21 protein-coding genes are annotated in these 22,941 nt (G+C 52.9%); 2 read left to right on the top strand and 19 right to left on the bottom strand.

Annotation, left to right across the window (positions count from 1 at the left end):
- Positions 1–152 precede the first annotated feature (152 nt).
- The 19 genes from RAL91_RS22900 to RAL91_RS22990 all read right to left on the bottom strand — a co-directional run bounded on the left by RAL91_RS22900 (position 153) and on the right by RAL91_RS22990 (position 19,683).
- On the bottom strand, positions 153–461 hold the full coding sequence (locus tag RAL91_RS22900; protein ID WP_306258545.1) for a hypothetical protein: 309 nt from the start codon (positions 459–461) through the stop codon (positions 153–155).
- Positions 458–1,555: an ABC transporter ATP-binding protein gene (locus RAL91_RS22905; RefSeq protein WP_306258546.1), complete on the bottom strand. Its 1,098-nt coding sequence runs from the start codon at positions 1,553–1,555 to the stop codon at positions 458–460. The genes RAL91_RS22900 and RAL91_RS22905 overlap by 4 nt, the downstream gene beginning before the upstream one ends.
- Positions 1,552–2,427: a carbohydrate ABC transporter permease gene (locus RAL91_RS22910; RefSeq protein WP_306258547.1), complete on the bottom strand. Its 876-nt coding sequence runs from the start codon at positions 2,425–2,427 to the stop codon at positions 1,552–1,554. Before RAL91_RS22910 ends, RAL91_RS22905 begins: the two co-directional genes overlap by 4 nt.
- Before the next feature lie 2 nt (positions 2,428–2,429).
- Positions 2,430–3,347, bottom strand: a complete 918-nt coding sequence (locus tag RAL91_RS22915; protein ID WP_306258548.1) for a carbohydrate ABC transporter permease — start codon at positions 3,345–3,347, stop codon at positions 2,430–2,432.
- Between the two features lie 27 nt (positions 3,348–3,374).
- Entirely contained in the window at positions 3,375–4,832 is a 1,458-nt protein-coding gene (locus RAL91_RS22920) for an extracellular solute-binding protein (RefSeq protein WP_306258549.1), read from the bottom strand.
- A 40-nt stretch (positions 4,833–4,872) separates the two neighbouring features.
- Positions 4,873–5,946, bottom strand: a complete 1,074-nt coding sequence (locus RAL91_RS22925) for an ABC transporter ATP-binding protein (protein WP_306258550.1) — start codon at positions 5,944–5,946, stop codon at positions 4,873–4,875.
- Between the two features lies 1 nt (position 5,947).
- Positions 5,948–7,174 (bottom strand): Tm-1-like ATP-binding domain-containing protein, encoded by a 1,227-nt coding sequence (locus RAL91_RS22930; protein WP_306258551.1) that lies wholly within the window; start codon positions 7,172–7,174, stop codon positions 5,948–5,950.
- An 8-nt stretch (positions 7,175–7,182) separates the two neighbouring features.
- Entirely contained in the window at positions 7,183–8,043 is an 861-nt protein-coding gene (locus RAL91_RS22935; RefSeq protein WP_306258552.1) for a phosphoenolpyruvate hydrolase family protein, read from the bottom strand.
- 11 nt (positions 8,044–8,054) lie between these two features.
- Positions 8,055–8,888, bottom strand: coding sequence for an alpha/beta fold hydrolase (locus RAL91_RS22940; RefSeq protein ID WP_306258553.1), 834 nt, complete (start codon positions 8,886–8,888; stop codon positions 8,055–8,057).
- Between the two features lie 94 nt (positions 8,889–8,982).
- On the bottom strand, positions 8,983–9,747 hold the full coding sequence (locus RAL91_RS22945) for a helix-turn-helix domain-containing protein (RefSeq protein WP_306258554.1): 765 nt from the start codon (positions 9,745–9,747) through the stop codon (positions 8,983–8,985).
- A gap of 186 nt (positions 9,748–9,933) precedes the next feature.
- Positions 9,934–10,866, bottom strand: coding sequence for a TIM barrel protein (locus RAL91_RS22950; RefSeq protein ID WP_306258555.1), 933 nt, complete (start codon positions 10,864–10,866; stop codon positions 9,934–9,936).
- A gap of 13 nt (positions 10,867–10,879) precedes the next feature.
- On the bottom strand, positions 10,880–11,719 hold the full coding sequence (locus RAL91_RS22955; RefSeq protein ID WP_306258556.1) for a TIGR01459 family HAD-type hydrolase: 840 nt from the start codon (positions 11,717–11,719) through the stop codon (positions 10,880–10,882).
- A complete protein-coding gene (locus RAL91_RS22960) occupies positions 11,706–12,980 on the bottom strand; it encodes an FGGY-family carbohydrate kinase (RefSeq protein WP_306258557.1) in 1,275 nt (424 codons plus the stop codon). Before RAL91_RS22960 ends, RAL91_RS22955 begins: the two co-directional genes overlap by 14 nt.
- On the bottom strand, positions 12,973–13,995 hold the full coding sequence (locus RAL91_RS22965; protein WP_306258558.1) for a class II aldolase/adducin family protein: 1,023 nt from the start codon (positions 13,993–13,995) through the stop codon (positions 12,973–12,975). The genes RAL91_RS22960 and RAL91_RS22965 overlap by 8 nt, the downstream gene beginning before the upstream one ends.
- A 55-nt stretch (positions 13,996–14,050) precedes the next feature.
- A complete protein-coding gene (locus tag RAL91_RS22970; protein ID WP_306258559.1) occupies positions 14,051–15,091 on the bottom strand; it encodes an NAD(P)-dependent alcohol dehydrogenase in 1,041 nt (346 codons plus the stop codon).
- Between the two features lie 2 nt (positions 15,092–15,093).
- Complete coding sequence (locus RAL91_RS22975; RefSeq protein WP_306258560.1) at positions 15,094–16,167, bottom strand: ABC transporter ATP-binding protein; 1,074 nt, start codon at positions 16,165–16,167, stop codon at positions 15,094–15,096.
- Positions 16,168–16,286: 119 nt separating this feature from the next.
- Positions 16,287–17,813 carry an ABC transporter substrate-binding protein gene (locus RAL91_RS22980; RefSeq protein WP_306258561.1) on the bottom strand — a complete coding sequence of 509 codons (1,527 nt, stop codon included), beginning with the start codon at positions 17,811–17,813 and terminating at the stop codon, positions 16,287–16,289.
- Positions 17,814–17,863: 50 nt separating this feature from the next.
- Positions 17,864–18,754, bottom strand: coding sequence for a carbohydrate ABC transporter permease (locus RAL91_RS22985; RefSeq protein WP_306258562.1), 891 nt, complete (start codon positions 18,752–18,754; stop codon positions 17,864–17,866).
- Positions 18,754–19,683: a carbohydrate ABC transporter permease gene (locus RAL91_RS22990; RefSeq protein WP_306258563.1), complete on the bottom strand. Its 930-nt coding sequence runs from the start codon at positions 19,681–19,683 to the stop codon at positions 18,754–18,756. Before RAL91_RS22990 ends, RAL91_RS22985 begins: the two co-directional genes overlap by 1 nt.
- A 385-nt stretch (positions 19,684–20,068) precedes the next feature.
- On the opposite strand from RAL91_RS22990, the gene RAL91_RS22995 reads away from it, so the two are divergent.
- Both RAL91_RS22995 and RAL91_RS23000 read left to right on the top strand, forming a co-directional pair.
- Positions 20,069–20,794 carry an SDR family oxidoreductase gene (locus RAL91_RS22995; RefSeq protein ID WP_306258564.1) on the top strand — a complete coding sequence of 242 codons (726 nt, stop codon included), beginning with the start codon at positions 20,069–20,071 and terminating at the stop codon, positions 20,792–20,794.
- 24 nt (positions 20,795–20,818) lie between these two features.
- Positions 20,819–22,867, top strand: a complete 2,049-nt coding sequence (locus tag RAL91_RS23000; RefSeq protein WP_306258565.1) for a bifunctional aldolase/short-chain dehydrogenase — start codon at positions 20,819–20,821, stop codon at positions 22,865–22,867.
- The last annotated feature ends 74 nt before the right edge of the window (positions 22,868–22,941 follow it).

Below are 22,941 nucleotides of genomic sequence, written 5' to 3' on the forward strand. Positions count from 1 at the left end.
ATCTCGACACAAACGGAACTGCAGATCATCGGTCTGCATTATGTTTCGATTGTCAGGATAAAGTTCAGAACTGTCATTGATTTTGATCAAGAGGGACCGAATGGCGCTGAGCCGCTTTAAGCCCGGTATAGTTAGGCTTAGGATCTTTTTCCTTAGCGGGAAGCTGTCAAATACAGGATGTAGCCATAGGCCGCGGCCGAAGCCAAAAGGGCCATTACCAATAAAATAGCGACAACCCAGCCCAGTCCGGTAAGCAGTTTTCGTCTGGGCGTACCCTCCGTGCAAAAAGGCATGATGTTGAACACCAGACCACCACAGATAACCCCAAGGCACCCGATGGAAAACAGGGTCAGGGAAAATGGCTGGAACACGAAGATCAATGACAGGATGCAAAGCCCGAGAATGGCAAAACGATAATTACGGGCTTCGCGCGCGCCCATCAGCGCTGGATTGTCACTCACACTGTGTCTCCAATCCTGTTGCCATCGGCATGAAACAATCTGTAACTGCCCTGCGCAAACCGAACGTGAATGGTTCCGCCTTCATTCAAACCCTGTCGGTCAGTCACGATAGCCCTGATCTGGCCTGCCGGATGCGCAATGCGCAGCAGCGTTTCAGCGCCCATCGGCTCAATCAATTCGCAAGTGCCGGACAGAATCCTCGGCCCGCTTTCACTCTCCAGGCTTGCGCTTCTTGGACGCATTCCCAATGTCACGGCATCACCAAGCTTAAGATAATGTCCGGGTTGCGCCAGTTCCCCGGTCAACTCGATTACATCCTGTCCAATTGAAACAGCTATTGCTCCACCAATTCCGGAGATGATGCCGCTCACAAGGTTCATCTGCGGGGTGCCGATAAAACCGGCGACGAACGTATTCGCAGGATTGTTGAACACATCCTGCGGCGCGCCAATCTGCTCAACTTTGCCGTCCCGCATGACCGCAATTCTGTCTCCCATGGTCATGGCTTCCAGTTGATCATGCGTGACAATCACTGTGGGACGCGACAGACCAGAAAGGACTTTTTTGATGTCGCTGCGCATCTCCTCGCGCAATTGCACATCCAGACGACTGAGCGGTTCATCAAACAGAAAGCAGTTTGGACGGCGAATGATGCAGCGCCCGACCGAAACCCGCTGTTTTTCACCTTCCGAAAGCTGATGGGGAAAGCGGTCCAGCACATGATCCATTTGCAGCACTTGCGCAATGTCACGCAACTTCGCCGCAATATCCGCAGAGCTGTCGCCTTCGGCATGCAGCGGATAAGCCAGATTATCGCTCACCGTCAAGTTCGGATAAAGCGCGTAGAACTGAAAGGCCATCGCTACATTGCGCGCGCGCGCAGGCAAATGGGTCATGTCCTGACCACTCAGATAGATCTCACCATCTGTTGCGTTTTCAAGGCCGGCAATCATCCGCAAAGTTGTGGTTTTACCGCACCCGGATGGCCCCAGCAGGCACAGCACTTCATCATCGGCAACATCAAATGTGACAGCATCCACTGCCGTCAGATCACCAAACTGCTTGGTTATGTTTTTCAGCGAAATTCCACTCATTTGCGGATGGTCCCGAATGTAACGCCGCGCAGCAATTGTTTTTGCAGGACAAAGGTGACGATGAAAACAGGTATCAAGAACAGGCTGACAATGGCAGACAGCAGGCCCCAGTCGACGCCAATTTCACCCCCGATTGTGTTGGCCATGGCCACGGGAACCGTGCGGGTGTCAGAGCCGGTCAACAACAGGGCAAACAGGAATTCATTCCAGGTGAGAATAAGCGCAAACACTGCCGTTGCGGCCAGCCCGGCCAGAACCTGGGGCAGGCAAATCCGGAAAAAGACTTTCCAGTCGTTTGATCCATCCAATCGTGCGCTGTCCTCGATCTCCGGATTGAGATCATCAAAAAAGCTTTTCATCATCCAGATGGAGAACGGCAGATTGAACGCCGTATAAAGCAGAATAATACCAATATAACTGCCCGACAGACCGGTAACACGGAACATCAGAAAGATCGGGATGATGACCACAATCGGCGGCAACATCCGTGTCGTCAGAATGATGAACATGTAAGTGTCATTGCCCTTGAGCGGATAGCGCGAAAAAGCATAGGCAGCCAGTGTGCCGATGATAAGTGCCAGGATCACGCTGCTTCCGCCGATAAAGGCTGAATTGACAAAATATTGAACAAAGCCCGTGGCAACGGCGTCGCCCGCCTGGGTATCGCGGAAAAACACGGATTTGAAATTATCAAATGTCGGTGTGAAAAACAGCTTTGGCGGAATGGCCAGCGCATCGGAGCGCGTCTTGAACGCAGTCAGGATCATCCACAGGACCGGAAAGAAGTAGATCAGCGCAATGACACCCGTCACCAGACTATAGAGCCAACCGGCTTGGCCCGGCTTGCGGAAAGGAGCTTTGCGATATGCCATGATCAGCCCTCCTCATTGCGCCGGTTGACGATGTAGAGATAAATGCTCGTCAGCACGATCACGACAAACAGGATCAGATAGGCCAATGCGGATGCCTGACTGGTTCTGAAGAACTGAAAGCCCAACCGGTAAGCATAAATTGCAACCGTTTCAGTTGACGCGCCGGGACCACCTCCGGTGATCAAAAAAGACAGGTCAAACAGCTTGAAGGTTTCAATCGTCCGAAACAAAAGCGCCAACAGTAAAAGGCTCTTGATGTAAGGGAATGTGATTGTTCGAAAGCGCCGCCACGGCGATGCCCGGTCAATTTCGGCAGCTTCATAAAGATATGTCGGCACCGACACCAAACCGGCCAGCACCAGCAACATGACAAACGGTGACCACATCCATGCATCTGCGATTACGATGGCTGCAATGGAACCTGCCGGTGTGGCCAACAGAATAAACGGCTCGCCGGTGAAAAGCCCAATGGCCCAACTCAACAATCCCAGCGTGGGATCATAAAACAGTTTGAAAAAGATCGCGACGGATACGAAAGACAGCATCATTGGCGCCAGCACAAGCATCAGCAAAATGCGACGTAACGGAAATGTCTTGGCAAACAGCAATGCCAGCAAAAATCCAAAGATCAGTTGCAGCGTTACGGAAGCACCGACGATGATACCCGTCGTTTGAAAGCGTTCCCAGACCACAGGGTCGGTTAGCACCTTCTCGTAATTATCGAGCCCCTTGAAGGAAGGGACGGTCAGCCGATTGGCCCGGTAGTTGAAAAAGCTCAATCCGAAAGACCACAGAAGCGGAAAAATATTCATCACGAACAATGTGATAAGAGCAGGCGCGACCAATAAAGGGCCGCGCCGCTCAGGCGCGTTCAACCAGGCTAACAAGCCACCAGATCTGGATGGGTTGAGATCAACCATGGCAGAACGCTCCTTCGTCATTTCAGATCAATCTTCGATCCGACCGGCGTCACGCAGCAACTCATCCTGGAATGCAGCTACATTATCCAGAGCTTCCTGTGCGGAAATCTGACCGGTGATGGCTTTGTCAAACTCCTCCTGCTGCTGTGTCAGCAACTCAAAGAATTCAGGCACGTGCCACAGATCTTTCTGCCACTCCAGCATCGCCTTGTGCTGTGCATTCCAGGGTGCCCAGCTCTCATAGTCCGGGTTGTTCAGCACGCTGACCAGGCCCGATTGTCCGCCAGCTTTGACCGCAGCAATCTGGGTCTCTTCCGACAACCACCATTTCACCACATCAAGCGCTTCCTTGATGATTTCATCATCATTCCACGTGGTCAGAACAAAAGGTTGTCCGCCCAGATTACCGGTCCGATCCATCTTGCCATCGCGCATATTGCCTGGTGGCACCGCAAAAGCGGCACGGTCATGAACCTTGGATGTGGCCGAATCGATAACAGGGGCTCCCAAAGCAACCCAGTCAACAATGGCTGCGATTTTGCCCTGCATGAACAGATCCTGGATTTCAAAAATACCCATCTGACCTGTTTTGGCGATTGGCGGTGCATATTCCAGCAAATCAAGGAAGCGTTGGAACCCTTCCACATTCTCAGCTGAGTTTACAACGCCCAGTGCCGGGGAATTCGGCTGCGTAGTTTCATCCCAGATGCCACCACCAAATTGCCAGAAAAACGCATTGATCTGCATGGTTGAGAAATCAAGCGGTTTGGCTGCCTGATAAGCGATCCCATAGAAGTCACCATCGGCAGTCCCACTGCCAAGCTTCTCGCCGCTTTTGCGGGCAAAATGCTTTCCGAAATTCTCCCAATCATCCCAGGTAATGCTTTCCCAATCATCGGGATTACAAGGCAGATCGCTTCCATAAGCAGCCTTGAAAGTGGCATGCTCACCTTCATCACAGAACAGATCAGTTCGGTAATAGGTCACATAAGTGTCAGGGAATTGCGGGAAGCCATAGTAATTCGCATCCGGATGCGGATAGCCGGTTTTCTCAATTTCAGCGGCAGCGACATTCGGATAAGTCGAGTAGCCAGAGACCAAAGCCGGGTGCAGATTGTTCATGATGGCCTGCAATCCCGGATCGGCTGCAATCAGATCATTGAGCTTCAGGAAGTGGCCACTTTCAATGAACGTTCCCAGCCACTGACTGTCAGAGACAATCATCTGGTATTTCTGCTCGCCGGAATTGAGCGATGCATTCACCCGGTCAAAAAAGTTCGGCCATGGAATGAAATCAATTTCGAGCTGAACATTGTTGCCAGACGGTGCCTTGTAAGTCGCATTTGCATGCTCCTGCATAAAGCGCGTTGGGCCCCAGTCAGGTGCAGCCATGCGGATTGTAATATCCTTGGCCCAGGCACTTTCGGCAACCAGAAACGGGGCTGCAGTCAGCGCCAGAACCGACAGGGTTCTCTTCAGTGTCATTCGCTTGTGTTCCATCATATCCTCCCTAAGTTGATGGCAGTCAGTTTTGAACGGGCGGCATATCAAGGCGCAACCCGGTCGTGGTGTCGAAGTACAAAAGGCGATCGGCGTCGAAATTCAGCGGTAGAAGATCGCCAGGCTTTGCCTGACCGACGTGTGCCCCTCTAAGGGCAACCTTCAGTTCATTTCCCGAAGTTTCGACATCGACAATTTCCAGATCACCAAGGGGTTCGGTCACAATGACCTTTCCGTGCAGAAGTGCGGTCTCGGCACTCTCTGCAACCTGAATATCAAAGGGCCTCAACCCCAATGTGAGTGCACCCTGGGCGCGATGATCAGACGGGATTTTTGCAAATCCCAGATCAAGTTCCACGCCGCTGCCTGTCGCCTCGATGAGGTTGATCGGCGGAGAGCCGACCAAACGCGCAACGCCAATGGAACCGGGCGTTGCATAAAGCGCATCAGGCGTGCCAATTTCACTGATCTGACCATTTTGCAAAACACCAATCGTGTCGGCCATGGTCATGGCTTCCAGCTGATCCGGCGTTGCGTAGACCATGGTGATGCCAAGATCCCGGTGCAGCCGTTTGAACTCAGCGCGCATCTCGTCACGCAGCTTTGCGTCCAGATTGGTCAATGGCTCATCCAGCAACAGCAGTTTGGGCTGTCGGATTAACGCCCTGCCAATGGCAACACGCTGTTGCTCTCCACCGGATAATTGTGTGGTCTTTCGACCCAGCGCATGGCTGATGCGCAGCAGCTCTCCCATTTCCCCCACGCGAGATTTAATCTCCGCAGATGGCAGTCCGGCTTCACGCAGCGGATAGGCAAGATTCTGTTCGGTCGACAAATGCGGATAAAGGGCAAAGGATTGAAAAACCATCGCCAGATCGCGCCCCTGAACCGGTGCCTGTGTCACGTCCTGCCCATCGACAAATACGGTGCCGCGATCCGGTCTTTCCAAGCCACAGATCGTTCGCAAACAAGTTGTCTTGCCAGCCGCACTCGGCCCCAGAAGCGCAAAAAACGCACCCTCCGGAACATCAAAGCTCAGGCCATCAAGCGCTGTTACGCGGCCAAAGTTTTTCTCAAGTGATTGGCAAGACAGTTTCACCTCATGCCTCCTGCCTGGTCGCAATCAGGGCAAGCAAGGCATCCACAGCCTGATCGACAAAAACCGTGTCTTCTGCACCCGCATCAATCTCGGTCACCTCATGGGAAACATGCTTGTGCAAAGCGGCAATCAAGCGCGCATCAGCCTCTTTGTCTTCCAGGGGGCCACCTGGAACGGAATAACTGGACAGACCCCTGGTCGGCACCAGAACGCGCGTCGGCCCTTTTGCGCCGCGCAAGCGGTCGCCAATCGTCTTGGCCAATTGCTCCAACTCTTCACCAGATGTGCGCGGCACCAGAATGACCGGGTTATGAAATGTCACTTTCCGGTCTGCATACTTCTCCGGAATACTGTTCGGCTCATCTACCAGTATGCCCAGATGATCGGTGCCACCTGGCACAACCACCTGCGGCAGACCCAAGGCGCCCGCAACCGTCAATCGGTCCTTATCAGCTGCACGGATACCGCCGCCGATCTCATCCATCAAATCCCCGAGAGCGAAATCAAAAACGGCTTGAATAATGCCATCACGCATCAATTGCTCCATGGCACGACCGCCAGAGCCAACAGCGTGAAACACCATGGTTTCAAAGCCCTGATCAGACAGGCGCTTCATGGCGTGGATAGTGCCCTGTGTCAGAACCCCAAGATTGGTCATCCCGATGACCGGTTTGCCGGGCGTAAAGCTGATTGGCTTGGTTGCGTCAGCCATGCCAACAATGGCACCGGCAGCATTGGATAAAATTGTCCGGAAGAAAGGGTTCAAACCCAGAATATCACTGACCGAGAACATCATGGTGATGTCTTTGATGCCGACATAACCGGATGTGTCACCGGACGCCATGGTCGACAGCATCAGTTTCGGAAATCCATATGGCAGAGCTTGCATGACTTGCGTGCAATTGCCTGTGCCCTGTGTCCCGCCAAGGCTGATGACACCATCCACGTCGCCTGATCCGATAAGCCCAAGCATTTTGGCAATTGCACCCCGGACCATCACCTCGGAAGCCACTTCCCGGGAAGGCGCGACGCGCAGACTGGTCAAAGACGTGCCGCCCGCATCAGCCACTTCGGCAGCGCTGATATCGGCCGTCAGATCAGCATCACCCACCACACTTATGTCAATCAGATAGGGCGTGGCCCCAAGGCGGGTGATCTCATCCCTCAGATAGGCGCATTCATCGCCCTTGGTATCCAGTGTCGCAAGAATGGCAATTGTCTTGGTCATTGGTCTTCTCACGAATTGAATGTCAGAGAGGTGAATTCAGCGGCGGCAGCAGTGACCGCGCGTTCAATGGGAAGACGCTCGGTCGAGGACCCGGTCCAGAACCCATCGCCTGATGTATGATCAAGCATGTATTGCGCGTCTTCCGGTGTCTCCATGGCCGCGCCATGACCAACCAGAATGATGTTTGGATCAATCTTGCGAATGGCCTGATAGACGTCTTCAGTTTCGCGCGCTGTTTCGGCAATGGTGACACCATTGTCGTAACCGGTGCGGCCGCCCTTCGTGGTTCCGGCGTGGTAGCAGAATATGTGGGGCCGTGCGCCTTCGACCAGTTCCAGCGCGTCATCCTTGGTGAAGGTCAGGCCAATCGTCACCATGCCCATTTCTTCACGGGCCAGTTTCAACATGTCTATTTCGTTCTGAAGCGTGATGCCGGCACTGGTCAGGACATTGAAGATCTCGCTATCCTTGTCGACATAGCTGATGGAAGGGCCGATGTTGGAGACAGAATTCACCCCCATCGCCAGGCAATCATTCAGCACCATGCGCATATCGCGCAACGGGTCATTGGCATTCAGGCAGGCGCAGACAAAGGACTGACCCTTCAAGGCAGGCATGATGTCCTCTCGGGTATACGTCAGGGTCTGATGATTGCTGTCCAGGATCGGCCACATCATTGACATGGTGCCCATTCCATTGGCCCGAAGCCGCGCGCCGGAAAAAGTATTGATGCAATCAACACCGGATTCTTCAAGGATTTTCGCCACAAGGCCACTCCCCGCACTGGCGATCATGATGGGTTTTTTTGCAGCCCGTTTTGCTTGCAGTTTTTCAAGAATGGCCTCAGTGGAAATACGTTTGGTAATCATGACGAACCTCTTCAGGATGAATGAGCCAGCGCAGTGCTGTGCGCTGAAAGAAAGGAATGAAAATGCGTCAGCAGCGCCGCACCGTGAGCCTCAGCTTCCAGATAGCGCGGTGGCAAATGGGCATAACGACCCTTTGGCAATGAGCCTGCGATAATACGTGCAATGCGGGGCGGATGAAGCGGGTCTGCATTGTTGCCAAGAACAAGCGCCGGACAGTTGATACCCGCCAAATCCTCAAGTCTGCCAAACGGTTGATCATCGACGAGTTCGGACAGAACATTGGGATTTTCGCTAATCTGTCGATGCTTTGCAGCATTCAACACAGAATCTGCAGCAGAGGGAATACCGGAAAACAACTCTTGAAATTCAGCATCACCGGCCAAAGCTTTGGCGGCTTTTTCCGGTGTTGTCTCGCCCAGAAGCCTGCCCAGTTGCGCAATCACATTCAAATGCGGTCTGGCAGGTTGCGCCAACCATGCAGGCCGAACCAGGAACAGCCCAAGAGCGCGCTTTGGTTGCGCCAAAGCCATATGCAGCGCAATTCCAGAACCCATGGAAATGCCGCCCAGAATGGCCCGGTCAATGTTGAGGTGGTTCAGGAGGGAGAGCGCGATCCGGCTGTAAATTTCAAAGCCTGTCAGGTCACTGGAAGGACCACCCGCATTTGCATGGGTCTCACCATGGCCGGGCATATCAAGCGTGATCAGTTGATTGTTGTTTTCGGAGGCGAGCGTTTGTTGAGCCTGGCCGCGCTCAGCAGCCAGACCGTGCATAAACAGCACTGCAGGACCTTCTCCGGACACATCATAATGCACGGATAGGCCTTCAAATATGAAAACCGGCATATCGTCCTCCCAATCCGATCTCCGCCGGATTATGGGATTAGCCTAGCGGCACATCGCAGGAGAATGATTTTGCTATTCGAGCCTTTTTTATAACTTATCGCTCATTAGCGCCAGATTGCCATACCTGCCGATACCGTCGTGGCGGCATGCCAAAAAAGCCACGAAACTGCTTTGTGAAGTAGCTCTGATCGCAATAGCCACACTTCAGAGCGATGCGTACAAGCGGCATATCAGTAGAAGACAGGAGCTTTGCAGCCCGTTGCAACCGGGCTCGCAGAATGAATTCCTGCGGCGAAAGTCGAAAAAGAGCGCGAAACCGTTTCCGAAACTGGCTCTCGGAAAGGCATGATATTCGCGATAAGTCACTGATACTTATCGTACTATCAATACCGTCCTGAATATGTTGCATGACAGCCTGAAACGGTTGATAGGCTTGCGGTAAATCATCCAACCGGTGCAAGACCTGCGTGGTTCCAACCAACCCGGCAACGCAATTATCTTTCCCAACAAGTGGCGTCTTGCTGGTCGAAACCCAGGTTAACAAACCCGCCTCGTCCACAATCAACTCTGTACGGTTTATAATTTTACGATTATTGCGGATAACGTCCAGATCATCGGCACGGATTGCATCAGCAATGATCTTGGGGAAAAAATCATGCTCCACCGCTCCGTAGACTTCTGAAACACTTGCAAAGTTGAGCAGTCGCAAACTGGCCTGGTTACAGGTGATCCAGCGCGAATTGGCATCTTTGATATAGAATAAGATGTCCGGCAGATTATCAAAGACATCCATGACCCACGGTTGCTCGTGCAACTGGGAAAAGAATTTCGAGACGGCCTTTGACATGAGCATCGGCATTTTCACCTCCACAAGCACTCTGTCGAAACAGGTCTGATGAGTGTGACAGATTTCGACAGAACGCCAAAGGGGTCAAGAAGATCTATGATGTGCGTCAACACCATCCTTGGTCTTTGCCAGTTCCGGCCCAGTTACACGTGCGCCGCGCCTGTTCCCGGGACTTTATTCTTGGCTCCCTGTATGACTTCAGATTTTCAAATCAGCAGCGCCCGTATCGATGTGAGGCGCCCAAAAGGCGACAGATTCTGCAATGTGGGGCACGACTTCGCGATCATTGGGTTCCCTTTCCTTGAATGACAGTTCCAGACAGATTTCATTATCGGTCGCACCGCCTTCGGCAAACGCAGCCAGCAATGGTTCCGGTTGAATCCGGCCCTTGGCATTAAACTCCGCAATGAACGGGCGGTGCCCACCCTTATCCATCAGGGATTGCTTGATATGAATGATCGGAGATATCTGCGGCACAGCCCGAGCCCAGGCATATGGATCAAAATCATCCGGATTGGCACTGGTGACATCGCCATGATCAATATCGGCCATCATCCACATCGGGATTGCCATCTCCGCCTTGGTCAGTTGATCCTGCAATGCCAACGATGCTGAAATGGTCTCACCGAATTCTCGCCCGACGGACATCGGCTCCCAGAACAGGAACGAAAGGCCGGCGCGCTTGGCGTGTTCGGCCACCTCCGCCCAACATTCAATGGCAATTTGAATCAAGTCTTCCCGGCGCTTTAACTCATCAAAATCCTTGAAGGTAAAGATCGCGAACTGCGTGCCAAGCGATGTGCCACCCAGATCCCCAATGATATCTGCGAAGGTTTTGAACCAATCGATATAATAGCGGCGCACATCCGCATCCGGGTGGCCAAAATGATTCAGCCGCCCGTAAGGTCCGGTCATTCCACTGGTCACCCGCGCACCAGTGCGTTGCAAGGCCCCGTCCATTTGCTTTGTCAGCCGGTTGATGACAAGCGCAGACCAGCTAGGATTGATGAACTCATGGGTGAGCTGGATATCCCGCAACTTGATGTCACGGGCAATTGTCTCAACCAGATCATCGGGTTCCGCAAACCGATTTACCAGCGGGTTCGTGTTGAGTGAAAGCGTCAATCCCATAGGTCTGGTCCTGTCAGAATGCGAAGCGGGACAGTAGAAAGTCAGGTCGGGCTTTGTGCCAGACGCAAATGGCTTGAAGGCCTGCAATCGTTTCGCCCTCATGAATGCCAGTGCGAACAAGGGCTGTGGCACAGCCTGCATCCCGGCCACCCCGAATATCGTGTTCAGGACTGTCCCCGATGCACAGCACTTTGGAGGGCAGTGGCTTGCCAAGCTTTTTAAGGGCAATCTGATAAATCGGCGGATGCGGCTTGCCGAACCACGCGACCTGACCGCCCAGCTCCTCATAGAGCTTTGCTATGCGCCCTGCCCCATACATTGGGCCGGCTTTTGTCAGCATGGTCTTGTCCGGATTGGTGCACCAGCACGGCACCAATCGGTCCGCTGCAATTTTGAGCAGAGCTTCATAGTGCTCCAGCTTGTATTGCTCCGCCTCGCTGCCGGCAATCAGCAACAAATCAGCTTCATCGATTTGATCGGTCAGCAACAGATCGAGCCCGTCAATGGCCGAGCGGTCTCCATCGCGTGCAATGAGAAAAACTCTGGCACCATGGGGCAGCGTCTTGCCAACGGCCTCCTGCAAGGCAAAATGCGCAGCTTCGCCTGAGGACAGAACGCCCAAAAATGCATCCCGCGCAAAACCCCGTTGAGCCAGCCTGTGTTCATTTGGGGTTGAGCGCTTGCCCGAATTGGAGAGCAGCAAAATAGGTTTGCCAAGCCCTGCCAATTTCGCCAGGGCTTCAGGTGCACCGGGGTAGACAACGGGCCCGTTGAGAAGCACGCCAAACTGGTCAATCAGAAAGGCATCAAAATTCTCTGCCACATCTTTCAAATCCACTTCACGAAATGCCATAAGCACCTCGCCTGGCCAGAAGCGCTGTACCAAAAGCAGCTTCCAGGCTTTTGGCAGCCAGAAACCGAACGCTCAATCGGCGTTCCCGAATTCGGCGCCACACAGCATTCTGTGCCCCGCCACCAACGCTGCGCAAACTGCGAAGCGCAGGTCCACCAAGCTCGGTCAAGCGCGAAAACCCTAGGGCCTCAATCGCAGATATGCCTTCAAGCATTCCTTGCAGGAAATTAGCATCATTTGCAGGACGAGGCGTCAATCTGGGAGGGAGTGACGGATCGGAAATGGGAAAGCGTTCCCCGGCTTTGCTGAGCGGGTAATAATCAAGATCGATTGAAATCTCAGGGTTAATCTCAGCGCTTAAATCCATAATTTGCTGCGGTGTGAAAAAACCCAGAAGCACATTGCCACCGCTGTTGGAAGCGCCACCAGCAAGCCATTGATCGCCCAACCGATGGCTGTAGATGCCATATTCAGGTGCAAAAATCGGTTTGTCCGAGAGTATCTTGAGGGTGAGCGTCGTGCCGAGTGCGGTCACACCATCGCCAACGACTGCAGCACCGGTTGCCAGAAAAGACGCGCAGCCATCTGTTGTGCCCGTGATAATTTGACAGGAACCTGGCAGGGAAAAACGAGCAGAAATATCTTCGGATATCGGACCAACCAGCGTGCCCGCTGGCAAGACATCTGGAAGCAATGACACTGGCAAGCCGGTCTCACCCACCCAGTCTGGCCAACACCGTTCAACCGGATCGTAACCGGTTTTCAGAGCGTTGTTTTCATCGCTGACAAACTGTCCGGACAATCGGAATGATATCCAGTCTGCCTGGTGGAGAATTTTGTAGGCTTCATGATCCTGCGCCAGTTGCAGAGCCCGCGCAAGGCCACTGGAAGCACCATGAACCGCGCTGGTCTCAGGCGCGAGCTGCCCAATGCGTTTGAGCAATTCCTGATCCGTGCATGGATCATTATACATCAGCGCATCAGCCAAAGGCACACCATCTGGATTGACAGCAAGAAGCGTTCCCGACGTTCCGTCAATCGCAAGTCCTGCAACGCATGAGGGATCGATCTGAGCCAGTGCATTGTCCAGGGTCAATTGAAATGCGCGCCACCAGATGTGCGGATCACGGCCATTAGCGCCGATAGAAGCAAAGGCTGTTTTAGCGTGGGCCTGCTCCACCCCCCGCGCATCAATGATGCTGACGCGTACTCCAGATGTGCCGAAATCAACTCCGATAAACAGAGCTTTTTCTTCAGGCATTCATCTGTTGCCGGTAGGTTTCAGCATCCCAATCCAGCAATTCATAATCCTGCGCTTGGGTGAAATAATTCAGCTTGGCAGTTGCTGGAACCCGGACCATAACGTCCGACAGGCACCGGGTCATGGTGCGCCCGTTTTCAGTAATATCCTTGCGCCATAAAACGCCTGCATCAGGCACAATCAGGAAATGAGGTTTTGTTTCGGCTCGGACACAATAAGCATCGGCTGTTTCACCCGGACGGGTTGCATGGGCGCCAATACCACAAAAAATCACATGATCCGGGTAGAGCGTTCCACCAATCGCCTGCTCGATACGCGCGCTTGTCATGGCAAGTTGATGAACCTGGTCATCCGGCTCGGCCGGTTCAAAATATGCGCCAGCCGCATCCTGCAACCGCGCCAGATCTACAGGCTGTTCCGGCGCGGCATCGGCGTGAAGCGCAGAACTGACCTGTTCAATTAACCCGGCAGCTTCTTCAACAGTATCACCCGCCACAAGCAAACCGTGATTGCCAAGAATAATTACCTCAACCGTTTCGTTCAGCGCCTTACGAACCAGCTTCGCCAATTGCGCACCCGGCTTTGCATAATCCACATAGGCCCAGTTGAAAGCCGTCAGTCTCGTGCTCAGTTCGGTAACAGCATCTGTCCTGATCGCCAGCGCAATAGTGTTGACACAGTGGACATGCAAAACGACACGCTTGGGAAAAGCCGCATGCAGGCAGGTCTCAATTGAAGGCTTCAGACCGCCAGCCTGCAGCAGATAACGCTGTGGCTCATCGGCGCGCTCGGGATGCGCTGCAGTTTCTTCAATCATGGTGGTCAGATCGACCGGGACAAATATGTCTTTATCCAATGCTTCGGAAAGCTGGGTGCCGGACGCCTTGATCCACATCACACCATCTTCCTTGATCGACGTATTGCCGCCAGCCCCCTGAACCATCAGCGGGTTACTGCCAAATTTACGCGACCATGTCCTCAACAAGGGCAGGTCATGGGGGTCAGCACGTGTCATGTCGCTCCATGTTTTCCAGCCGGCAGCTTGCTTGCCCAGCTCGTTGAGGCTGTGCTCAGCTTTTCAATTTTATCTGTATTTTCACATCAGTCGGGCGCGCCTCGACAGCCCGGTCAAATGCCTCAACACTGTTTTTAAACGCGAATGTTTCTGAAATCAGCGGCTTGAGGTCAACCTTGCCCGATGCGATCAGATTGATGGCACGATCATAAATATTGCCATAGCGAAACACCGTCTCGATGCGAATTTCTTTCGCCTGTGCCGACACGATGTCAAACGGCACCGGATCAACCGGCATCCCCACAAGCACCAGACAACCGCCAGGACGAATAGCGGCCAATGCGGTCTTGTAGGCAGGCCCTGCACCGGAACACTCCAGCACAACATCGACACCCCAATTCGCTGTCTCCTTTGCGATAACCGAGGCAACATCCTGCTTGGCTGCATTGATCGGTTCAATTCCGTCATATTGAGCGGCCACGCCCAGTTTTTCGTCCACGAGATCTGAAATGAAAACTTTGGCACAGCCCCCGGCCAATGCTGCCAAAGCAGTCATGATGCCGATGGGTCCTGCACCAATAACCAATGCAATATCGCCGGGTTTGATGGCAGCTTTCGCTGCGGACTGCATACCAATTGCAAACGGTTCCACCATGGCACCTTCAGCCATGCTGACGTGATCTGGCAATTTGTAGGTAAAGGCTGCGGGATGAACCACTTCGGGCGTCAGGCAGCCATGAATGGGCGGCGTTGCCCAAAACGTAACAGCAGGGTCCACATTATAAAGCCCCAGCTTTGATGCCCGTGATGATGGATCGGGAATTCCAGGTTCCATACAGACACGATCACCGACAGCAAGGTTTGATACCGACGATCCGGTCTCAATCACCGTTCCGGCTGCTTCATGCCCCAGAACCATTGGTTCCTTCACAATGAAGGGGCCGATCTTTCCATGGGTATAATAGTGAACGTCGCTTCCGCAAACACCGACCGTATCAATGGCAATCCGCACATCCTGTGCGCCCATTGCCTGGTCCAGATCAATATCACGAATCTGAATTCGGTTTTTTTCTTCCAGAACAAGAGCTTTTGGCATGATTACATCTTTCGTTTAATGGCCTGGTCTGTTTGTGCGTCAAAAACGTGGACATAATCAACAATTGGTTCCAACGAAACAACTTCATCAGCTTTCCAATTCATGCGTTCACGTGAGATCGCGCAAACATCGTGGCCTGACAAATGACAGAACAGATGTGTTTCCGGTCCGGTCGGCTCAACAACACTGATGGTCGCCTTCAAGCCGGTCTCGGACGGGATCAAATGTTCGGGTCGAATTCCGTAAAGAACTGTCTGACCCACGGTTACATCCAATTGGTCCGGGAGCGGAAGATGCAACTCGTTAACCCGGCAAACCATCTTGCCGCCCTCTTCAATAATCTTGCCCTTCAGCAAGTTCATCCCGGGCGAGCCGATGAATTCGGCAACAAACAGATTGGATGGATTGTCATAAATCTCCATCGGCGTACCCATTTGCTCAATGTGGCCATCGCGCATGATCACCACTATATCAGCCATCGTCATGGCTTCAATCTGATCATGAGTTACATAGACGGTCGTTGTCTTCAGTCGCTGGTGCAGCTCTTTGATTTCGGTGCGCATCTGCACACGCAGCTTGGCATCCAGATTGGACAAGGGTTCGTCAAACAGAAACACATCAGGATCGCGCACAATCGCGCGGCCCATGGCGACACGTTGGCGCTGACCACCGGAAAGTTCTTTTGGATAGCGGTCGAGATAAGGTTCCAGGCTCAGAATGGAAGCTGCCCAGTTCACACGCTCTTCAATGCGCGCCTTTGGCGTTTTGCTGAGCTGCATGGAGAACGCCATATTGTCGCGGACTTTCATATGGGCGTAGAGCGCATAATTCTGAAATACCATGGCAATATTGCGGTCTTTGGGATGCACGCCATTGACCCGGCGGTCACCAATGGAAATATCGCCTGAAGTGGATGATTCCAAACCGGCAATTGTCCGCAAAAGTGTGGATTTTCCACAACCGGACGGTCCAAGAAGAACGACGAACTGCCCATCTTCCACATCGAGATCGATGCTGTGCAGAACTTCCAGATCTCCGTATTTCTTGACCAGTTTTTCTACTATTACCGATGCCATTTGTAGCCTCTGCGATATCCGCCATTTGCGGTCTTGATTGCCCTTTAAATCAAGGGCCTTTTGTAGAAGTCACCCGGCCATCAGGCCGGGTGACAGTTTTCGACAGAAGGATCTAGCGCCTAAAGAAGATCGGCGTCTTTTACTTTCTGATCAACCAGTTTGGCGATCTGGTCCATACAGGCTTGCGCATTGCCATCGTAATCCTGACCGGTCAGCAATTTGCCAAGCTCGGTTGGGATTTCATTGTTGGCAACACCGGCCCAGATGGCAACATCCGGCTCGGATGCCATCACATTGTCGATGGTCCATTTCACTGTATCAAGGTGACGTGTTGTGCCTGAACCGACGCGGTCCTTGCGTTCCACGATCCGTGGATCTGTGTAGGAGGAGTTACGCATTGGCGCAAAGCCGCCTGCAAGGGTGCATCGTGTCATGATGTCCTTGGAGCAGGCCCATTGCAGGAACAGCCATGCTGCATCCTGGTTTTTGGAATAGCGGGACAGCGCAATGCTGGAACCACCCTGGTGACCCCAGTTTGGAATCTCGCCAAATCCAGCCATGTCACGACCCCGCAAAGTTGAGGGTCCCTGCAATGGCCGGGTCATTTCCCAAAGGCCCTTCACTTCAGAATCATCGGCATTCCAGCCTGGGAAGAATTCTGCCCAGCTCTGTACCATTGCAACCTGACCGGATGCACCCATCTGCCACTGTCCATCCCATGTGGATGCGACAGAGTTGGCCGGTGCATTGTTCAGCATCCGCATGTACCACTCCAGGCCTTCAACGCCTGCAGAATCATTGCCGGAGAACTTCTTGTCGGCACCGAAGATAGAACCGCCATGTCCCCAAACTGCCTGGCTCCAGTCACACTCGAGAGAATAGTGACCAGACTTGGCCTGTAGACCTGTACCGAAGATACCATTTTCTTTTTCGGCAGCAGTGATGAGTTCAACAGCAGCTGTGAATTCCTCATAGGTTGTTGGCACTGCAATACCGTGTTTTTCAAGCAGATCCTTACGATACATCAATGTGAAGATCGGAATGTCAAAGGGCAGGCCGATCCACTTATTGTCATAAAGAGAGATGCCTTCGACCAGAGGCGCCGAGAAATCATCAAAGTCGAAGTCAGGCATCGCAAGGTCTGGTTTGGACTCGTACAATTCACGCGGATCAACCGTGTCCCGCGCAAATGTCGCAGTCCAGGCCTGATCAAGATAGTAGATGTCATAGGTACCAAGTTCGCCCTGAACATCCTGTGTGGCTTTTGCCAACACCTGCTCAAGTGGGACAATCTCGATTTCGACATTGATACCGGTCAGTTCGGTGAACTCACTTTTCAGCTGATTCAGCACAACTGTCGGCGGTGTTGATTCAGACGTATAGCGAATGGTCGTACCGGCAAATGGCTTGCCAGCTTCACGCAGGAAATTGGCAACATCTTCCGGTGTGCCGCCATGTGCTGCTGCATGGGCCATATTGCCGTGAAACGGCCGTGAACCACCCATAACACCTGTTGCAAAAGCGGACATGCCGATACCGGCCATCCCCATATTGCGCAGGAAGTCTCGTTTGGACATCTTTCGGTTTGTAAAGGCGTTGGCAGTATCAATTATGAATTTCTGCCTGTCGTGGTTTTTGAAGCTCATGGTATCCTCCAATGTTAGAGCCGTCATCCTGCACACCGCTTGGCATGCAGCTAGTCTTTGATTGCACCCATAGTCAGACCGCGAACCAAATGGTTCTGGACCAACAGAATGAATATAAATCCTGGAATAATGGCCGATGTGCCAAGCGCGGAAATATAGCCCCACTCAGACCCGGTAGACGTTACGAACGTTGTGATTTTGACCGGAATTGTGCGGATCGAGCTGGTCAGGAACAGTGACAGCAGGAACTCCGTCCAGGAGAAGATGAAACAGAGCACCGCTGTCGCCGCCATGCCGCCCTTGGCCATCGGCATGATGACTTTCCAGAAAACCTGCAAGCGCGTGGCACCGTCAATCATCGCTGCTTCATCAATGTCACGCGGAATATCATCTATGAATGATTTCATCAGCAAGACGGCAATCGGCACATTGATCAAGGTATGGGCGATGATCAGCCCCAGATGCGTATCCCGCAAACCAAGATCCCGGAAAATGAACACCATCGGAATGATAATGGCGATTGGCGGCAGAAACCGCTGAGATAAAATCCAGTGCAACATGCCCTGAGACCCGCGGAACCGAAGTCGGGACAGTCCATACGCGGCCAGAATGCCAATCCCGGTTGCCAGAATCGTCGACCCGATCGCAACAATAAGCGACGATATGATGGAGCCTCGTCCATCATAGGAATTGCCACCGCTTGTGCCGAAGTCCGACCGGGAATTTTCGCTCACATCAATGGATTGCTGGCCAAACAACGTAACCTGATAGTTCTCGTAAGTCGGCACGAAGTCGAAGACGACAACACCGTCCTTGTCAAAGATCGCGGAAATCGGCTTGATGGACGTCAGCGCAAACCAGGCAATCGGGAACACGAACAGTGCGACAATCACAATGGCGAGGGAGTAGCGCGCAAAAATGCTGAAACGTGAGCTTTCCATCAGAATCGCACCTTGAAAATCTTGATAAACACATTGGCAATAATCAGGACCGTCAGAAGCGTGAAGATCGCCACTGTCGATGCATAGGGAAAGTCAGCGCTTTTGAAATAAACCGTGCCGGTATAAGCCGTCAGTGTTTCAGTTGCGGTGCCCGGCCCGCTATCGGTCATCACTTTCACATAGTCATAAATACGGAACAGATCGATGCCGCGGATCAGTACCGCCAGCGCAATAATTTTTGACATCATCGGCAGGGTCAGGCGGAAAAACGCCTGAACATCTGTGGCACCATCAATGGCCGCCGCCTCAAAAGGGTCCTTAGGCAATGCGCGCAGACCTGCAAGCATGATCAGCACCATAAAGGGCGTCCATTGCCAAACATCTACGATGATGACGGACATCAATGCAGTTGAACCGGTCGCCAGAAGAGGCGCATTGGGAGAGATGATCCCCAGATCATAGAGAACGTGGCTGATGACGCCAAATGAGCCGTCATACATCAACAGGAACATCATCCCGGTAACAGCAGGCGGAACCACAAGCGGCAAGGTCATCAAAGCCCGTAAAACACCAAATCCGCGCCGGTCACTGTCCAGCAACAATGCGATCAGCATTCCAAGGGCAAGCTGAATTATGAGCGCAACCGACGTGTATGTCAGGGTGACAACTACAGCATCCCAGACCCGATCATCCTCAATTAACTTGGACCAGTTCCAGGATGGCTGAAACTTTTCGACCCGCGTGGCCGGGTTACGTTTGAAAAACGACAGCCACAAGGAATAGAGAACCGGATAGATACCGAAGACAACCAGCATGGCCGTTGCAGGAAAAAGCCAGGGGAACGGATGCTCAGATGTCAGCCACTGTGGAAATGCCAGCAGCTTTCGACCGCCGCGCCTGTCCTGTTGATTGATCTTTGCTTCGCTCACTTAGAAATCACTCATGGCGCGCTGGTGTCAGCAGGTTTAACCCAACCAACCACAAAGGGCAGCCACCTCCAATTTTTCCTCTCCGAGAAAATTAGCAAACAGTTCGGCCTCTTACAATAGCGTCTCTCAATTCTGATGAAAAAATATGACAATTCTATAAGATGCTGATTTTAAGTGTTTTAATGCTGTATTTTCCGCAAAATTTCAGTTTTATCGATCAAAAAAATCACATATCGATTGATTTTAGAAATATACAAATGCAATTTCGCTTTTGAAATTGTATGATACATGGGCATGAAAAAGCGAAATTGCGCTGACCGTCGCGACCTGCAAATATGCGATTCACGCCTTCACTTTTTCACCGAATTAAATGGGAGATATTGTCATGACCAAAAAACCACTTATTGCTGTGACCGGTGCGAGCTCCGGTATCGGCGCTGCAACCGCCGAAGCGTTTTCAAAGGCTGGACATCCTGTCCTGATGATGGCGCGGCGCACAGCGCCCATGGAAGAAATGGGCCTGCCCAACTCGGTTATTGCCGAAGTTGACGTACGCGATCGCAAGCAGCTTGCAGCGGCCGTCGCCAAAGGCGAAGCGGCGCACGGCCCGATTGATATGATGTTTGTGAATGCCGGGATTGCCCGTCTTGCCGATATCGGACGTCAGCCGCCCGAAGAATGGGACGAGATGATCGATATCAACACCAAGGGGGTGATGAACACTGTCCATGCTGTCATGAACGGCATGATGGAACGGCGCACGGGTACTCTGGTTATGATGAGCTCAATTGCCGGGCGTAAAGTCTATGCGGACCATACTGTGTATTGCGGCACCAAATATTTCGTCCATGCCGTGTCGGAATCGCTGCGCGAATATCTGTCGGATTACAATGTTCGTGTCATCGTCCTCTCGCCGGGCGTCATCGAAACCGATGTCCTGTCCGGCGTTCTGGATGAGCAGACTTTAGCGTCCTATAAGGAGAACAAGGCGAAGATGGGTGGCGGCATTGGCGCAGACATCGTGGCCGATCTCATTCTCAACGCCTATCAATTGCCGCAGCAGGCCCTTGTTCAGGAAATCTGCCTGACGCCTACACGTCAAAAGTTTTAACTCACTCAGGAAAGCACTCACATCATGAAGTCACGCTGGTCAGATGCCGACGCGAAATCCCTTGTCGACCAATACAGGTCTGACGGGATCAACGAAGACATTGCCATTCGCACCTACACAACCAGAATTCTGGGTCAGGAACCGCGCCTTGTGCTGCATGGCGGCGGCAATACATCCGTCAAGACTACGGTCACCGATCCGCTTGGTGACACATATGAAGTGCTGTGCGTCAAAGGCTCCGGCTGGGATATGGGAGTCATCGAACCTGCTGGCCTCCCCGCCGTCCAATTGGCACCACTGGCAGCTTTGGCCGACCTGGAAAGCCTGAGCGATGAAAACCTAGTCGCCGCCCAAAGACGCATGCTGATCGATCCCTATGCACCCAACCCGTCAATTGAGGCTGTGTTGCACGCCATAGTGCCGCATAAACACGTGGACCACACCCACGCCGATGCCATCATCGCGCTATCCAATCAGCCCGATGGCGATGCGATCATTCGTGATCTATTTCCAGATACAACAATCATTCCATATGTGATGCCAGGGTTCATCCTGTCCAAAGTCTGCCGCCAAGCTTTGCTCAAAGAGCCAGACTCCAAACATATGATCCTGATGAACCACGGCATCTTCACGTATAATGATGATCCCCGTCAGGCCTATGACGACATGATCAACATGGTGGACATGGCTGAAAAACGCCTGGAGAAAGGAAACTCCAGACCCTTCACCGGTATCGACCTGCCAGCCAAATTGGCAGCACAAGCCGAGATTGCGCCCATCATTCGCGGGTTGCTGGCACAAGAGGGCAAGATTGAAGGCAAGCCTGATCGATGGATTCTCGATCACCGCGCAAGTGACCAGATCCTGCATTTCGTAAACGGAAAAAATGCATCTGATTATGCCATGCGTGGCAATGCAGCCCCTGACCACTCGATCCGCATCAAGCGTTTCGGGGCGGTGCTTCCCGCCCCGATTACCGGAGAACTGAGCGCCTTTCGTGAGGGCGCAGAAGCGGCGCTTGCAAGCTTTGCCGATGACTACAAAGCCTATTTTGACCGCAACAACAGCCGCCACGGTGGCAGCCTGACCATGCTCGACCCGGCACCACGCATTATCTATGTGCCAGGTATTGGTCTGTTCGGCGTCGGCAAAACGGCCAAGGAGGCAGCCATCTGTGCTGACATTGCAGAGGCAACGGTGAATGTGATCACCATGGCCGAAGGCATCGGCAAATTCGTCGCCTTGCCTGAAAACGATCTGTTCGACATTGAATACTGGTCCCTAGAGCAGGCAAAGCTGGCCAAATCCGTCGAAAAGCCGCTGACACGTCAGGTCGCGATTGTGACCGGCGCAGGCAGCGGTCTCGGTCTGGAAGTTGCCAGAACATTGGCCAGAGAAGGCGCAGCCGTTGCGGTTTTTGACATTAACGAAAAGGCTGCACAGGCTGCTGCCAAAAGCATTGGTGGTCTGGCTGTCACATGTGACGTCACCAATGAGGCAGCGGTCCACGATGCCGTCAACTCTGTGGTTGATGTCTTTGGTGGGGTCGATGTGTTGATTTCCAATGCCGGTGCAGCCTTCCAGGGACGCATGGTGGAAGTCGATCAGGCTCTGTTTGAAAAAGCCTTTGCCCTGAATTTCTGGGGGCATCATTTCATGGCAAAAGCCTGTGTCAAGGTGATGGAGGCCCAGCGCAGTGGCGGCGCACTTGTCTTCAATGTCACAAAACAGGTTCTCAATCCCGGGCCTGATTTCGGACCTTATGGCACATCAAAATCAGCCCTTATGGCGTTGATGCGTCAATATGCCATTGAACATGGCGCTTCCGGCATCACCGCCAATGCAGTTAATGCGGATCGCATTCGCACTAATCTGCTGACCGACGATTTCATCGCCGAGCGTGCCAATGCACGAGGCATCACACCTCACGAATATATGCGCGGCAATCTGCTCAAGCGTGAAGTAACAACGCAGGATGTGGCTGATGCATTCCTCCATCTGGTCAAGGCCACCAAAACCAGTGGTGCGGTGCTGACCGTTGACGGTGGCAATGTGGCGGCAATGGTACGTTAGCCCGCAACCGTCAATTCACGTAATCGGCCCCACAATGTGGGGTCGGTTTTTTTGCAAGATCGCCCACATGAGAA

This window comes from Pararhizobium sp. IMCC21322 (genome assembly GCF_030758295.1).
In the GTDB taxonomy this organism is placed as follows: domain Bacteria; phylum Pseudomonadota; class Alphaproteobacteria; order Rhizobiales.